This is a genomic window from Pseudaeromonas sp. HNCC25DJ182 (assembly GCF_055413365.1).
The window spans coordinates 205,801-220,718 of sequence record NZ_JBVAYG010000002.1 but is presented as its reverse complement, the minus strand read 5'-3'; the positions used below and the strand labels follow the sequence as shown (position 1 = coordinate 220,718).

Genomic DNA, 14,918 nt, shown 5'->3' with positions numbered 1-14,918 from the left:
AGGGATTCTGACACGGCCGCGTCATATCCCGTCGTTATACTAGCCTTCGGATCCACAGGCTGAGCTGATGATGTTCTCGATCTTTATCTGCTTTTTACGGCTGGGCTGCCTGAGTTTTGGCGGCCCTATGGCCCATATCGCCCTGTTTCGCGAAGAATTTGTGGTCAAACGCGCCTGGCTGAGCGCCGAAGCATTCCAGCATCTGCTCGCCATGTGCCAGCTATTACCGGGGCCTGCGTCCAGTCAGTTGGGCTTTGCCATCGGCCTGCAACGGGGGGGGCTCTCAGGAGCTGTCGCAGCGTTTCTCGGCTTCACCCTCCCCTCTTTTATCCTCATGATTGTCCTGGCCCAAGCTCAGGCACTGGTGAGTGATCAGCCGCTCTTCCAGATCCTGGGGCACTGGCTCAAGCTGTTTGCGGTCTGCATCGTGCTGGATGCCGTGGTCAGCCTGTTTCGTCAATTCTGTCGTGAACCCCAACATCGCCTGATTGCCCTGTTCACCGCCCTGTTGTTGGTGTTCATGCCCAGCAATGCCCTGCAGTTGGTGCTGTTAGCGCTGGCAGGCGCTCTGGGTTACGGCTGGCCCGCAGCCCATGCCGCCACATCACAGCCGGATCCACGCCACCCCCCGGCCAGCACCGATGGCGCGATGCGGATCCGCCGTTGGCCCCTGATCCTGTTTCTGTTGCTGTTTGTGGGCAGTCTGCTGGATAGCGGAGCCGGATATCTGTCGCTCTTTGCCCTGCACTATCAAGCCGGCAGCCTGGTCTTTGGCGGTGGCCATGTGGTGCTGCCCCTGTTGCAACAAGGGGTTGCCGACAGTCTCACCCCCGATCAGTTTCTCAACGGCTATGCCGCCGCCCAAATCGTGCCCGGCCCCATGTTTACCCTGGCCAGCTATCTGGGGGCCATGCTGGTTCCCTCTGCCCCCTGGACTGGTGGCACCGTGGCAACGCTCGCCATCTTCCTGCCCGGATTCTTGCTGGTATTAGCCATTCTCCCGGTGTGGCAGCAATTGCAGACCCAGCCTCGTCTTCGCGCCGCCATCAGTGCCATCAATGCCAGCGTGGTCGGGCTGCTCGCCGCCACCCTGTATCACCCACTGCTGACCAGCGCCATCGGCCAAGCCAGCGATCTGCTGTGGCCGCTGCTCGCCTGGTTGGTCTGGCGACGTTATCGACTGCCAATCTGGGTGTTGGTGAGCCTGTTTCTAGCCGCCGCCTTGATAGATAATGCGCTGCTCTGAACTGGAACAACAGACAAGGCATGGCATGACCCTGACGTATTGGCAGAACCAACTGGAATCCTGGCTTGATCAACACCACACCATGGATGATGGGGCCCACGATATCGCCCATTTCCGGCGGGTCTGGAAAACCGCCCAGCAACTGAACCAGGCCGAGGGGCAGCAGGCTGACGAGCTGGTGCTCCTGGCGGCCGCCTATTTGCACGACATCATCAGCCTGCCCAAGGACCATCCCGAGCGCCACCTGAGCTCCCGCCTCGCCGCCCGGGAAGCCGTGTTCATTTTGAATGAACTGGCATTTCCCGAAGCCTTAATCCCGGCGGTCTGCCATGCCATTGAAGCCCATAGCTTCTCGGCGGCACTGCCCGCCGAAACCCTCGAAGCCAAATTGCTGCAGGATGCCGATCGGATGGAGGCCCTGGGAGCCATCGGCTTGGCGCGGGTGTTCTACACCTCGGGGCGCATGCAAAGAGCCATGTTCGACCCGTTCGACCCGCTGGCTCGCCATCGCCCCCTCGACGATCTGGCCTATGCCCTGGATCACTTCTTCGTCAAGCTCTATAAGGTCGCCGACAGCATGCAAACCCGTGCCGGACACGCCATGGCCCTCCAGCGTCGCCAGGTGCTGGAGCGCTATGTCGAGGATCTGCTGCAGGAAATTTGAACCACAGAGCGCTAGTCGATTGAATATCTCTGTCCATTAGCGTTTCTGACAGGTCGGAAGCAATCACGAAAGACTATAGTTGCGTAAAGCCATCAGCTCCATTGTGGGCCATGCTCTCATGGCCCTCACTGCCTCCAAGGAGTGCTTGATGATACGCACCGTCTGGCTCAGCCTGGTTTTCATGCTTGTCACGCCATCGCCGCGAGCCCTTGAGCTGGTGGTCTACAACTGGCCGTATTACCTGGCACCGGAAGTGAAGAGCCTGTTTACCCAAGAAACTGGCATCACCATCAAAGAGCTCTATTACGACAGCGATGAAGCCCGCAATCGGCTGTTACTCTCCGAGCATCCTCCGGTTCTCGATATTGCCATCATTGATTATTTCACCCTGAAAAATAATTCCTGGGCTTCACTCTTTGTGAGCAAACCAGCCGGTGGCTACCACAACGAGTCGCATATTGAATCCCGCTATAAAGCGGCCTGTGGTCAGCATGCCGCCCCCTATTTCTGGGGTTCGGTCGGGATCGCCTATCGCACCAGCAAAGTGAAACAACCTATTACCCAATGGCGCGATCTGTTAACTCCAGCCCCGGAGCTGAGCGGTCACATCATCATGATTGATGATGCGATCGACTTGGTGTCGATTGCGTTAAAAACCCTGGGCTATTCGATCAATACCGAGACTCAAAGCGAGTTGCAGCAGGCCTTTAAACTGCTCAAAGCACAAAAACCCCACGTTCTGGCGTATGCACTCTCCTTGGCCGCGATTCAGGATCCAGGACTCAGCGCCCAGGTGTACGCCACCGTGACCTACAGCGGTGATTTTTACTCTCTACAGTCGATGTCTGAATTTCAAGATTGGCGCTACGTCGCCCCCACGGAAGGTTCGCCGTTATGGATCGACTGTCTGGCCATCAGCAAAACCAGCCCGCATCCAGCAGAAGCCGCTCTATTAGTCGACTTTCTGATGCGGCCGGATGTCGCACGGCTCAATGGTGAACGGTTAGGCTTTACGCCCACGCTGCATGACAGCGAAATATCCGACAAAATCAAACAAGATAGTGTGGCCTACCCAAGCGGAACACATCTTCAGGCCTCTGAATACTACACGGACAAAATCAGTAGCGACCGAATCCGTAACGCCATCTATTTTTCGGTGTTGAAATGAAGAAAATTCGTAGCAAACTCAGTCTGGCTCTTCTTCCCGTGGTGGTATTTCCGCTGCTGGCTCTTGGGCTGCACAGCATGTTCCTGCTGGAACGTCTCAGTCAGGAAAACAGTGCGGCTCAATTCAAATTATTATTGCGCAACAGCCAAGCGTTTTTAAATGCGAGCATTAAAACCAACCATGCTGATCTCGCATTCCTACCACAAACCTCAGCCGTGAATCGCTATATCAGCGCAGAAAATATAGAGGATAAAAACTCTCACCTGGGTCCCATGGTGCAACTGCTATTTCACCAAATGATGAAAAGCAACCCCGGCATTTTACAAATCGTATTAGTCAATAATAAACAAGAGGAGGAGCTACAGGCTGGAGATGGCATTGACCCATTTAGCCCCATCAGCCCAACCAACAAGGCTGTACTGAAGCTGATGCAAAGCCAGGCGGAAAAGAGTTATGTCGATTTCATTTATTCTCCGGAGTTGTCACAATTTGTATTTAAACAGGTTATTAGCTTTAGCAATAACAACCCTGAACTAAAGGCGTACAATTACCAACCAGAACCAAACACCTTGATTTTAACCTATTCATTATCTCCACTACTAAATTACATCAAGGAGCAAGAGAAAATCAGTGGTTATCGATTGTTGCTCATCGATAGAGTTCAGGGGAAGGTCTTGGATAGACGATATGAAAAGCTACCGATAGAGAATATAAAAAGCAACTCAGAGGTGAACTTGGATAACACCTCATTTTATATTGAAAGAGCCAATCTGACAGATGGAATGGCTCTAATTGCCATGATTCCAAAAGCCATAGTCACTGCCCCCATCGACAGCATTCGCTGGGCATTGATCATTTGGCTAGTGTTGAGTATGACCGTATTATTATTCCTTTGCAGTTGGATTCTTGGTCGCGTAATTGTTCATCCGATGGAAAAATTACGCCGTTTGATGCATCAAGTTGCTAAACAGGAAATTCGGCATATTCCATTGCTGCCACCCGATGATGAAATGGTAGAGCTGCGCAACCAATTTTCATTAATGCTCTCCCGGCTGGAGGCCTCTCAGTTGGAGCTGGAGAATTCTGCATTTATGGATCCGGTTACCGGCCTGAATAATCGCGGCGCATTCCTACAATATTTGCAGAAACGAGTCGTTCAGGCCAAGCAGGAAGGCAGTAGCTTCTTCATGGCACAAGTAAAAATGCATAACCTCAGTGGCATTAATAACACATTCGGCTCACGCACTGGCGATCAGGCATTGCAATTAATCGCACAGGTTCTAATGGGTTTGTTAAAAAAATACCGCTTGTATGACAATACCAAAGTTAGCCTTGCCCGCATCGGCTCGGATGAATTTGCCTTTATTATCCCACCGCCCCAGAAAGAAAACCAACCCAGTGCCGCCCAGCTGTGTGAGCAATTAGCACGGCGCGTGAAAACCCCGATGATGGTTGGCAATTATGAATTAAAACTGCGATTCAGTGCCGGCATTATCAGCTATCCAGAAGCCGGAAGTCGGGTCGAGGAGTTAATGCAGTCGGCAAATCAGGCGAGACACCAAGCTAGCCGCTATACCGGCAACTATTGGTATCTTCTCGATGGCATGATCGCCGCCAAGCTGCGCGAAGATAAATGGCTGGAATCCGAGTTAAGTTCAGCCATTCAACTGCAACAACTACGGGTAGTCTTTCAACCACAATATTCATTAATCACCAAGAAAATAATAGGTGCCGAGGTACTATTACGCTGGCACCATCCGGAATTTGGCATGGTGCCACCGGATCGGTTTATCCCTATTGCCGAGCACTCCTCGCAGATCCTGGATATTGATTTATGGGTGCTGAATCAGGCGTGCCAATGTTTGGCCAAATTGCAGGAACTTGGTTTCACCGAATTCCATTTGTCTGTCAATGCATCCGCGACTGAACTCTCCAACCCCAATTATCCGAAGGAAGTCTCTCGATGCTTAAACCACTATAAGTTATCGCCAGCATTCTTCGGCATCGAGATCACAGAAACAGCATTAGTCGAGCTGGATGATGTCGCCAGAAATATGGTCAAAACCCTCAAGGAAATAGGCGTCGAAATCTCTCTGGATGATTTTGGAACTGGATATACCTCCCTCAATCATCTTGCTGCACTGCCTCTGGATATTCTAAAGATTGATAAAAGCTATACCGATCAACTATTGGAGAATCCGAAACTGGTCGACTCTATTATTCAACTGGCCGAGGCTTTTAATCTCCAAGTCATCGCGGAGGGAGTCGAAACCCAGGCACAACTGCAGGAGCTGATCAAAAAAGGGTGCCATATGGCACAGGGTTATCTATTATCTCGTCCCATCACACAAGATGCCCTGCTCACCCTACTGGATGAATCTCCCGATTTTGAGCAGTGGGAGACCCATACCGATATCAACACGGAGTGCCATGGTCTGATGACACAAAGTCGCTATCCGGAGCGATCAGGACTATAAAATCCGGCACTCACAGCTCTGGCATTGGCGCTGGATTATCAGGCACTAGCGCTAATGCATCGAGCAACACCCGGATATCTGCCCCCCGTTTACCCGCATTCTCGCTCAGATGGCGTCGCCAGGAGCGCGCACCGATCACCCCTTGAAATAAACCCAACATATGGCGGGTGATATGGGATAACTGATTGCCACTCGCCAGCTCGGCCTCGATATACGGCACCATCTGCTCCACCACCTGATGCCGCGATAGCGAAGGCCGGCTGGTATCACCAAACACCTGCTCATCCACACTCATCATCAGATAAGGGTTCTGGTACGCCTCGCGCCCTAACATAACCCCATCCACATGCTGTAGATGGGACTGAACCTCGGCCATGCTCTTGATGCCACCATTGAGTGAAATGGTCAGATGCGGGTAATCCTGCTTGAGCTGGTAGACCCTTGGGTAATCCAGCGGCGGAATTTCTCGATTCTCTTTGGGGCTCAAACCACTGAGCCATGCCTTGCGCGCATGCACGATAAAGGTATCGCAACCCGCCGCGCTGACCCGATCGATGAACTGGCACAGGAACTCATAAGAATCCTGGTCGTCGATGCCAATCCGGGTCTTGACCGTCACCGGAATGGAGACCTCAGCCCGCATCGCCGCCACACAATCGGCCACCAGATCAGCCGAAGCCATCAGACAGGCGCCAAATCGGCCGTTTTGTACGCGATCCGACGGGCAGCCCACATTCAGATTCACTTCATCGTAGCCGCGGGACTGAGCCAAGACCGCACAGCGCGCCAGCTCTTGCGGCTCGCAGCCTCCCAGTTGCAAGGCCAACGGGTGTTCGGCCTCGTTATAGGCCAGATAATCACCACGCCCTTTGAGGATGGCCCCCGTCGTCACCATTTCGGTATACAACAGCGCATGCTGACTCATGAGGCGTAAAAAATAACGACAATGGCGATCCGTCCAATCCAGCATCGGGGCCACAGAAAAACGCAGTGCGGGCAGATTCATATTCTCTCTTGTCCAATAGGTGGAATGCGGACCTTGGAAAAGAGGGATTCTACCTGCTGCACCCGACATGGCAAAGTATTGGGATCGCACCGCGACCGCGGATACTCGTCCCAAGATGCCCGCCATTCGGCTATTTCGCAGGATGAATATTGTCACGCTTTGCCTAGATGCTATATGTTAAACTTTAACGAGAATTGAGATCGTCCACCGGGCAAACGTTAATCCCCTTGCGGAATCTATGTTGCAAAGGTCAAGATCCGACCGCCAGAGCCCTCCAACCAAAATTCGATGTTGCGGTTGGGTTACCACTGAGGATAAAAATGCGTGCCGAATTCGTTAACCCTTTTTTAGTGTCGTTGCTACACGTCATCAGCACCATGGCGCAACTTGATTTGAAAGCCGGGGCGCCGCGTAAAAAAAATGATGAATTGGCCCGAGGCGATGTCTCCGGTTTGATTGGCATGGTTGGACCGCAGACCCGAGGTTCCTTTTCTATTACTTTCGATAAGAGTTTGGCGCTAGAGATCATGCGCCGCATGCTGGGCGAGGCTCCGGAAACCATTAACGAAGAAGTCACTGACATGGTGGGTGAAATCACCAACATGGTCACAGGGGGCGCCAAACGTATGCTGGCTGAGAAGGGTTATGACTTCAACATGGCCAGCCCGGTGGTTGTTTCAGGCCCCAGTCATACCATCTCTCATAAAACCGATAGCACCAAGTTGCTCATGCCGTTTGAAAGTGAATATGGCCGGGCCACGATCGAAATTTGTTTTGAGTAACCCCCATCGGGACGGACTCCCGACACACTGGCATTTGATGATGAACAAGGCATGGAGCGACCGTGGGTAAACTTATCAAGTGGGGATTCGTGGCATTGATTGGTTGTCTCATCGTCTCCCAAATCAATATCCAGACCTCCATCTACAAGAAACAGGATAATAGCGTCGAGATCATTTTCCCGCAGTGGCAGCTTGAAAAGCCCTGGTTCTACTTCTACTGGACTCCCGGCACCTTACGCTTCAAACAGCCGCCTAAAGAAGATCAGGACGACAACCTCTAGACGGCTTTCATCTGGATGGCTTCAACAGAAAAGGCGCGAATCATTCGCGCCTTTTTACTCTGGTTCAGACTCACATCCGCCAGCGCGGTGCTAAATAAAATCGAGACTGACCCGCGAGGTCAGCTTGAGCACCAGCTCATAGGGGATGGTCCCCACCTGCTCGGCCACTCGCTCGACTGGCAATCCCTCTCCCCACAGAATGACCTCATCACCCACCGCATCGGGCGCATTCGGACCTAAGTCAACCGTCATCATGTCCATGGAGACCCGCCCCGCGATGGGCACCAGACGCCCATTCACCAGCACAGGTGTCCCGTTCGGTGCCATTCTAGGGTAACCATCACCGTATCCCATCGCTACCACGCCCAGGCGTGTATCACGCTCCGCCGTCCAGTTGGCACTGTAACCGACACTTTCCCCGGCCTTGGCATCCCGTACCGCAATCAGATTACTTTTCAGGGTCATGACCGGTTGCAGACCATGATCTGCGCCGATCCGATCCGGAAAGGGCGAGATCCCGTAGAGCATGATCCCCGGCCGAACCCAATCCGCATGAGCATCTTTCCACGCCAATACAGCCGCCGAATTGGCCAGCGCACACTCTCCGGGATGGTTGTGCGCCAACCGGTTAAACAACTCGATCTGCTCCCGCGTCGCCGGATTATCCAATTCATCGGCACAGCTGAAATGTGTCATCAAATTGAAGGGCTGCACCACATTTTTACACAGCGCCAAGCGGGCATAAAACGCGGGAACCTCTTCCGGACGAACCCCTAAGCGGTGCATGCCGGTATCAAGCTTCATCCAGGCGCGGATCGGTTGTGGCAGATCAGCCTGCTCCAGCGCCTCCAGTTGTTCCCAGGAGTGCACAGCGGTTTGCAGATTGTTGGCAGCTAGTACCGGTAAATCATCGGCACTGAAGAACCCCTCCAGCATGATCACCGGTTTGACGATGCCCCCGCTGCGCAGGGTCAATGCCTCTTCAATCCGGGCGACCGCGTAGGCATCAGCATCGTGCAGGGTTCGGGCAACGGTCAGCAGATCGTGTCCATAGGCATTGGCTTTCACCACAGCGACTACTTTGGCACCAGGTGCCTGGGCGCGCACCACCTTCAGATTGTGCTTGAGGGCTTGGGTGTTGATCTGCGCCGTTACTGCTTGCATGGCTTGTCCTTAATAATCGTCGTCGTAAGCGGGGCCGGCATAATTATCGAAACGAGAATACTGCCCCTGGAACGTCAAACGCACCCGACCAATCGGGCCATTCCGTTGCTTACCGATAATAATTTCGGCAACCCCTTTATCGGGGCTGTCATCGTGATAAACCTCATCGCGGTAAATAAACATGATGAGATCGGCATCCTGCTCGATGGAGCCCGATTCCCGTAGATCCGAGTTGACTGGCCGCTTGTCCGCCCGTTGCTCCAAGCTCCGGTTCAGCTGGGAAAGAGCGATCACCGGGACCTGCAGCTCTTTGGCCAGCGCTTTCAATGAACGGGAAATTTCCGCAATTTCCAGCGTCCGGTTTTCGCTCAAGGAAGGCACACGCATCAGCTGCAAATAATCGATCATCACCAAGCTGACACCGCCATGCTCGCGAGCAATGCGTCGAGTCCGGGAACGTAACTCGGTCGGGGTCAACCCTGAAGCATCGTCGATGTACATCTTGCCCTTTTCCAGCAACATGCCCATGGTGGAGGAGAGGCGACCCCAATCATCATCATCCAGCTGTCCGGTCCGGACCCGGGTCTGCTCGATGCGCCCTAAAGAGGCGAGCATCCGCATGATGATCTGCTCGGAGGGCATTTCCAGCGAGAAGATGACCGCAGGCTTATCCTGGGTCAGGGCGGCATGTTCCACCAGATTCATGGCAAAGGTGGTTTTCCCCATTGAGGGTCGAGCCGCCACTATGATGAGATCCGAAGGCTGGAAACCTGAGGTCATCTTGTCCAGATCCGAGTAACCAGACGAGACACCAGTGACCCCGTTATGCGGTTTCCGGAACAGCTCTTCAATCTTGTCGACTGTCTTTTCCAGCACCACTTTCAGCGGTTGCGGGCCATCACTGGCACTGCTGCGGGATTCGGCAATCTTGAAGACCTTGCTCTCGGCCTCATCCAGCAACTCGCCAGCATTACGGCCCTGAGGATCAAACCCCGATTCGGCAATGTCATTGGCGACCGAGATCATCTCGCGCACCACAGCCCGTTCCCGAACTATTTCGGCGTAAGCACTGATATTGGCCGCGCTGGGCGTATTTTTCGCAATTTCGACCAGATAGGCAAAGCCGCCGACGTCATCAATCTGTTCATGCCGCTCCAGCTCTTCCTGCAGCGTGATGAGATCGATCGGTTGCCCTTGTTCGGACAAACGAGTCATGGCGGAGAAAATCATGCGATGCGGCCGACTGTAAAAGTCATGGGCCGACACCCGCTCCGCCACCCGGTCCCAGGCTTCATTATCCAGCATCAGACCGCCCAGTACGGACTGCTCAGCCTCAAACGAGTGAGGTGGCATCTTGAGCTGTTCGAGTCGCGGATCTTTTTTGCTGGAGGAGGAAGGCTGCGCCATTACGACTAACACCGAATCTGGAGAGGGCAGTCATTATCGGCCTTTTTCGCCGCTTCGAAAAGTCCCGAGCCGATTCAATGGCCGAAAACTCGGCCTCAGCGCTGCCGTCACCCAAGAGCGCAGGAGTGCAGATGCTCGTCGCTGATGTTTTCGTTACTGAAATCGCGTCACCCGATGCGCCAGAATGTGCTCCACCACGGCATACGCCGAATCATCTCGAAATATGGAACAGGGGCTGCCAACCTCTCTCTCCCGACATGACAGACAGTGCAGCATTATCTTGCTCGGAAAAACCGAACAGGAGGGCATGGACAAACAGAATTGACAGCGGAGCTACGCTCCGTAGCATGGGTAACGTCATTTCAACCCACAGGGCAAATTCGATGAAAAAATTATGGACCTTCTTCGGTGTGTTTTTAGTGAGCCTGACGCTCGCACTGACTGCCGCAGATGCCAATGCCGCCAAGTTCGGAGGCAAACGCTCTTTCGGTAAGAGTTATCGCACCGCCCCGGCTCCACAGGCTCAGCCGGTGAATACCGCCAAACCAGGGGTGAACCAACCCGCAGCTGGTGCCGCTAAAAAAGGCATGCTCGGCGGTTTGATGGGTGGCCTATTAGCGGGTGGTCTGCTGGCCTGGATGTTCGGTAGCGGAGCCTTTGAAGGGCTGCAAATCATGGACATGTTGATCATGGCCGGCGTTGCCTTCTTGGCGTTCAAGCTATTCCGCAGTATGAGTCAGGCAAAAAATAGCGCCATGGCCCAACAGCCAGCCGCCGCGTATTCGCCTGCAGGCTCGATGTCGCCGCCCCCATCGCCAGCATTTAATCGCGATGCTAATGGTGCAGCCCCGCAAGCCAGCACCGGTTTTAACAATGATGTGCCGTTTAATCTGCCCGCAGGTTTTGACTTACAGCAGTTCCTCAATGGCGCCCGGGATCACTACCGCACCTTGCAGGATGCCTGGAATCGTAACGACTTCAGCAAGATCCAGGAGTATGTCACGGCGGAGCTCTACAATGGTCTGGTTGAGGAGCGGAAGAACTACGTGGGTGAGCAACACACTGACGTGATGTTTGTTGATGCCGAACTGGTTCGCGCCGAACATAATCCAAATCTGGCGCAAATCAGCGTCCAGTTCAAAGGTCGCTATCGCGATACGGTCGAAGGCATTGAAGAAGATATCGCTGAAATCTGGCATCTGGAGCGGGATTTGCGCACTACCAATGCGCCCTGGCTCATCGTCGGCATCGAGCAGTAATTCCAATGCTAACCCGCGCCAGTACATAGGTGCACAGATAAAGTAGAGGCGGCCTGGGCCGCCTCTACTTTTGTGCCTGTTATCGCTATTTTAACAGCGCCAACAAGACTCCTGCCGCCACCGCGGAACCCAGGACTCCCGCAACATTCGGTCCCATGGCATGCATCAACAAGAAGTTATGGGGATCCACCTCCTGTCCCACCTTATTCGAAACCCGTGCCGCCATAGGCACAGCCGAAACCCCGGCCGAGCCGATAAGTGGATTGATTTTATCCTGACAGACGCAGTTCATCAGCTTGGCCATCAGAACACCCGCCGCTGTCCCTATCGCGAAGGCCAGGGCTCCCAGCACCAGAATACCGAGGGTTTGCAGGTTCAGAAACTTATCCGCAGAGAGTTTGGAACCGACGCCAAGTCCCAGAAAAATCGTGACAATATTGATGAGTTCATTCTGTACCGTATGAGAGAGCCTCTCCACCACCCCGGACTCACGAAACAGATTGCCCAGACAAAACATACCAATCAAGGGCGAAGCGGCAGGCAAAAACAGGACACACAATCCAAGCACCAACATCGGGAACAGGATCTTCTCCCGCTTACTCACCACTCTGAGTTGCACCATGCGGATTTTCCGTTCTTCCACTCGGGTCAGCGCCCGCATGATCGGCGGCTGAATGATGGGTACCAACGCCATGTAAGAATAAGCAGCGACGGCGATCGCACCGAGCAGATCCGGAGCCAGGCGACTGGTTAGAAAGATTGCGGTTGGACCATCAGCACCACCAATGATAGCAATGGAGGCAGCCTCCTTGAGGGTGAAGGCAAAGCCAGGTAGCTCATTCAATGCGACGGCTCCCAGCAGGGTGGCGAAGATACCAAACTGCGCAGCCGCCCCCAGCAACAGAGTTTTCGGATTGGCAATCAGAGCGCCAAAATCGGTCAAGGCGCCGACCCCCAGAAAAATAAGTAGTGGGAAAACGCCGGAGGCAATACCGACCTCATAGATGTAATAGAGCAATCCGCCGGGCTCATTGAATCCACCATTAGGGATATTGGCCAGAATGGCACCAAAACCTATGGGTAATAACAACAAAGGCTCGAACTGACGCACTATTGCCAGATAAAGCAAGAGACAGCCCACGGCTATCATCACCAGCTGCTGCCACTGGAAATTAGCCAGTCCGGTGTCTTGCCACAGGATCAATAAGCCATCCATCTCCCCCCCTTATCGCCCTGCTAACGGCGAGTTGACTCCAATGGCATAAACCCGGCCAGCGTGGCCCCCTGCGCAATCAAATCACCCGGCTGTACATGGTAGCGATGCAAGATCCCGGCGCAAGGAACCCGGATCTCGGCCTCCATCTTCATGGCCTCCATCACCAGCAGCACGGCGCCTTCCTGCAACGTTTGCCCGGGTTCCGCAATCAATTTGACAATGGTGCCGGCTAACGGAGCCGGGAATGGCGTCTCTGCAATCGCGGGTACCGGTTTGGGTGCAGGGACCTTCTCCAGAGGAATGGTTTGTACAGCCAGCAACGCCCCCTCTGGTGCTACATCAACACGGTACAGGACTCCATCCACACGAACGTCGTAACGTGCCACAGTGGACTCCGCGGACTCCGGAGCAGTGTTTACTGGTGCTATCGATGGTTCAGGCTTATTGACACATCCCGGCATAGGTTCAAAAAAAGATGGATCCCCTCGATGGCGGAAGAATTTAAAAGCCACCTGAGGGAATAGCGCATAGGTTAAGCGGTCGTCCTCATTCAGGCTCGCCGCCTCAATACCAGCCTTTTCTGCCTCCTGTAATAATTCAGCGCCCAACCGTTCCCACTCCGGCGGTAAGAGGTCCGCTGGACGGCAGGTTATCGGCTCAGCGTCCTGCAGCACTCTCGCCTGCAGCACAGCATTAAGAGGTGCTGGCGCAGCACCATATTCGCCTTTCAGAATGGCAGCCGTTTCCTTGGTAATAGTTTTATAGCGCTCTCCTGCCAGCACATTCAGCACAGCCTGAGTGCCTACGATCTGTGACGTTGGCGTCACCAGAGGTATGTATCCCAAGTCGGCTCGGACCCTGGGGATCTCGGCTAGCACCTCATCCAGACGATTGGCGGCCCCCTGCTCTTTCAGCTGGGCTTCCATATTGGTTAACATACCGCCTGGCACTTGTGCCAGCAGGATCCGGGAATCAACGCCCCGCATTGCACCTTCAAACTGCGCATATTTTTTACGGACATCGCGGAAATAGGTGGCGATCTCTTCGAGTAAGGTCAAATCTAGCCCGGTGGCATAGGGACTTCCCTCAACCATGGCCACCACGGTTTCAGTGGGCGAATGACCATATGTCATACTCATGGTTGAGATAGCGGTATCCAGAATATCCACACCGGCATCAATGGCTTTCATATGAGTTGGCAGACTCAGACCCGTAGTGGCGTGGCAATGGAGTGCCAGCGGCAAATCAACCTCCGCCTTGATAGCCCGGATCAACGTCTCTGCCTCGAAAGGCTTCAACAATCCCGCCATATCCTTGATACACAAGGAGTGACACCCCAAGTCCTGCAGTCTCTTGGCAAGATCGACCCAGTCCTGCATCTGATGCACCGGACTTGTGGTGTAGCAGAGCGTGCCTTGGGCGTGAGCACCGACCTCGAGGGTGGCCTGTACCGCACATTGCAGATTCCGCACATCGTTCATCGCATCAAAGATACGAAACACATCCATACCATTGTGATGGGCCCGCTCCACAAAATGGCGCACCAAGTCATCCGCATAATGGCGGTAGCCCAACAGGTTCTGCCCCCGCAACAACATCTGCTGAGGCGTCTTCGGCATCAATTTTTTGAGCTCGCGCAGGCGAATCCAGGGATCCTCTCCCAAATAGCGGATGCAAGAATCGAAGGTCGCGCCGCCCCATGATTCGATGGACCAGAAACCAACCTGATCCAGCTTACTGGCAATCGGCAGCATATCGGCAAGCCGTAATCGGGTTGCCAGGAGCGACTGGTGGGCATCTCGAAGCACAACTTCCGTAATCGCCAATGGTTTGTTCATTATCGATGCTCCGGGTGGTCTGAGGCTGAATGCAGGGTCTGATGACAATGGATGGCAGCACTGATGGCCGCCACAATAGCGGGAGACGGTGAGTCGGCCAGGAGTGGTTCTACCAACGTCATGGAGGTTGGTGGTTCGCGAGGAGCCTCCCGCGCTACCCAGCCAAGCGCCTTGATCGCCAGCACCATGATACCGAGCAACAGATAGACAAAGCCCATCCCCAGCACCAGCAGCTTGAAAGCCTCAAGCATCATTCCCGATCCTGTTGCCATCATTTCCTCCTGACATGCCGCGCGGACAGCATAGGACTCGACATCCGCCTCTGAAATCTAGTTGATGAGCATGGGAAAAAGCGGGCGATCTTCACAGAGAGAAAAAGAGTAAGCAGAATGCATGGTTAAAAGTTGGAG

The 14,918-nt window shown here is 54.0% G+C and carries 13 protein-coding genes; 7 read left to right on the top strand and 6 right to left on the bottom strand.

Translation table 11 applies throughout. The annotated features are described in order from the left end of the window. The first annotated feature begins 67 nt into the window (after positions 1 to 67). From chrA to ACZYUB_RS02870, 4 genes are all read left to right on the top strand, one after another. On the top strand, positions 68 to 1,246 hold the full coding sequence (chrA, locus tag ACZYUB_RS02885) for a chromate efflux transporter (protein ID WP_463945378.1): 1,179 nt from the start codon (positions 68 to 70) through the stop codon (positions 1,244 to 1,246). Further along, on the top strand, positions 1,233 to 1,910 hold the full coding sequence (locus tag ACZYUB_RS02880; protein ID WP_463945376.1) for an HD domain-containing protein: 678 nt from the start codon (positions 1,233 to 1,235) through the stop codon (positions 1,908 to 1,910). Before chrA ends, ACZYUB_RS02880 begins: the two co-directional genes overlap by 14 nt. A 148-nt stretch (positions 1,911 to 2,058) precedes the next feature. Beyond that, positions 2,059 to 3,078 (top strand): polyamine ABC transporter substrate-binding protein, encoded by a 1,020-nt coding sequence (locus ACZYUB_RS02875; RefSeq protein WP_463945374.1) that lies wholly within the window; start codon positions 2,059 to 2,061, stop codon positions 3,076 to 3,078. Next, entirely contained in the window at positions 3,075 to 5,555 is a 2,481-nt protein-coding gene (locus tag ACZYUB_RS02870) for a putative bifunctional diguanylate cyclase/phosphodiesterase (protein ID WP_463945372.1), read from the top strand. The genes ACZYUB_RS02875 and ACZYUB_RS02870 overlap by 4 nt, the downstream gene beginning before the upstream one ends. A gap of 10 nt (positions 5,556 to 5,565) precedes the next feature. On the opposite strand, the gene dusA is transcribed toward ACZYUB_RS02870, so the two are convergent. Next, positions 5,566 to 6,555: a tRNA dihydrouridine(20/20a) synthase DusA gene (gene dusA, locus ACZYUB_RS02865; RefSeq protein ID WP_463945529.1), complete on the bottom strand. Its 990-nt coding sequence runs from the start codon at positions 6,553 to 6,555 to the stop codon at positions 5,566 to 5,568. A gap of 326 nt (positions 6,556 to 6,881) precedes the next feature. On the opposite strand from dusA, the gene ACZYUB_RS02860 reads away from it, so the two are divergent. After that, on the top strand, positions 6,882 to 7,343 hold the full coding sequence (locus tag ACZYUB_RS02860) for a chemotaxis protein CheX (protein ID WP_463945371.1): 462 nt from the start codon (positions 6,882 to 6,884) through the stop codon (positions 7,341 to 7,343). A gap of 62 nt (positions 7,344 to 7,405) precedes the next feature. Further along, positions 7,406 to 7,624, top strand: coding sequence for a hypothetical protein (locus tag ACZYUB_RS02855; protein WP_460882681.1), 219 nt, complete (start codon positions 7,406 to 7,408; stop codon positions 7,622 to 7,624). A 90-nt stretch (positions 7,625 to 7,714) separates the two neighbouring features. Here ACZYUB_RS02855 and alr read toward each other — a convergent pair whose 3' ends face one another. Beyond that, the gene (gene alr / locus ACZYUB_RS02850; protein ID WP_463945369.1) at positions 7,715 to 8,788 is read right to left on the bottom strand and encodes an alanine racemase; all 1,074 of its coding nucleotides are present in this window, start codon (positions 8,786 to 8,788) and stop codon (positions 7,715 to 7,717) included. A gap of 9 nt (positions 8,789 to 8,797) precedes the next feature. Continuing rightward, positions 8,798 to 10,195 (bottom strand): replicative DNA helicase, encoded by a 1,398-nt coding sequence (dnaB, locus tag ACZYUB_RS02845; RefSeq protein WP_463945367.1) that lies wholly within the window; start codon positions 10,193 to 10,195, stop codon positions 8,798 to 8,800. A 383-nt stretch (positions 10,196 to 10,578) separates the two neighbouring features. Between dnaB and ACZYUB_RS02840 the strand changes: the two genes are divergently transcribed. Continuing rightward, a complete protein-coding gene (locus ACZYUB_RS02840) occupies positions 10,579 to 11,454 on the top strand; it encodes a Tim44 domain-containing protein (protein WP_463945365.1) in 876 nt (291 codons plus the stop codon). An 85-nt stretch (positions 11,455 to 11,539) separates the two neighbouring features. Here ACZYUB_RS02840 and ACZYUB_RS02835 read toward each other — a convergent pair whose 3' ends face one another. From ACZYUB_RS02835 to ACZYUB_RS02825, 3 genes are read right to left on the bottom strand one after another with little or no spacing between them, the layout of a single operon-like run. Further along, complete coding sequence (locus ACZYUB_RS02835) at positions 11,540 to 12,670, bottom strand: sodium ion-translocating decarboxylase subunit beta (RefSeq protein WP_463945363.1); 1,131 nt, start codon at positions 12,668 to 12,670, stop codon at positions 11,540 to 11,542. 20 nt (positions 12,671 to 12,690) lie between these two features. Next, a complete protein-coding gene (gene oadA, locus ACZYUB_RS02830; protein ID WP_463945362.1) occupies positions 12,691 to 14,508 on the bottom strand; it encodes a sodium-extruding oxaloacetate decarboxylase subunit alpha in 1,818 nt (605 codons plus the stop codon). Next, positions 14,508 to 14,762, bottom strand: a complete 255-nt coding sequence (locus ACZYUB_RS02825) for an OadG family protein (protein WP_463945360.1) — start codon at positions 14,760 to 14,762, stop codon at positions 14,508 to 14,510. Before ACZYUB_RS02825 ends, oadA begins: the two co-directional genes overlap by 1 nt. Positions 14,763 to 14,918 lie beyond the last annotated feature (156 nt).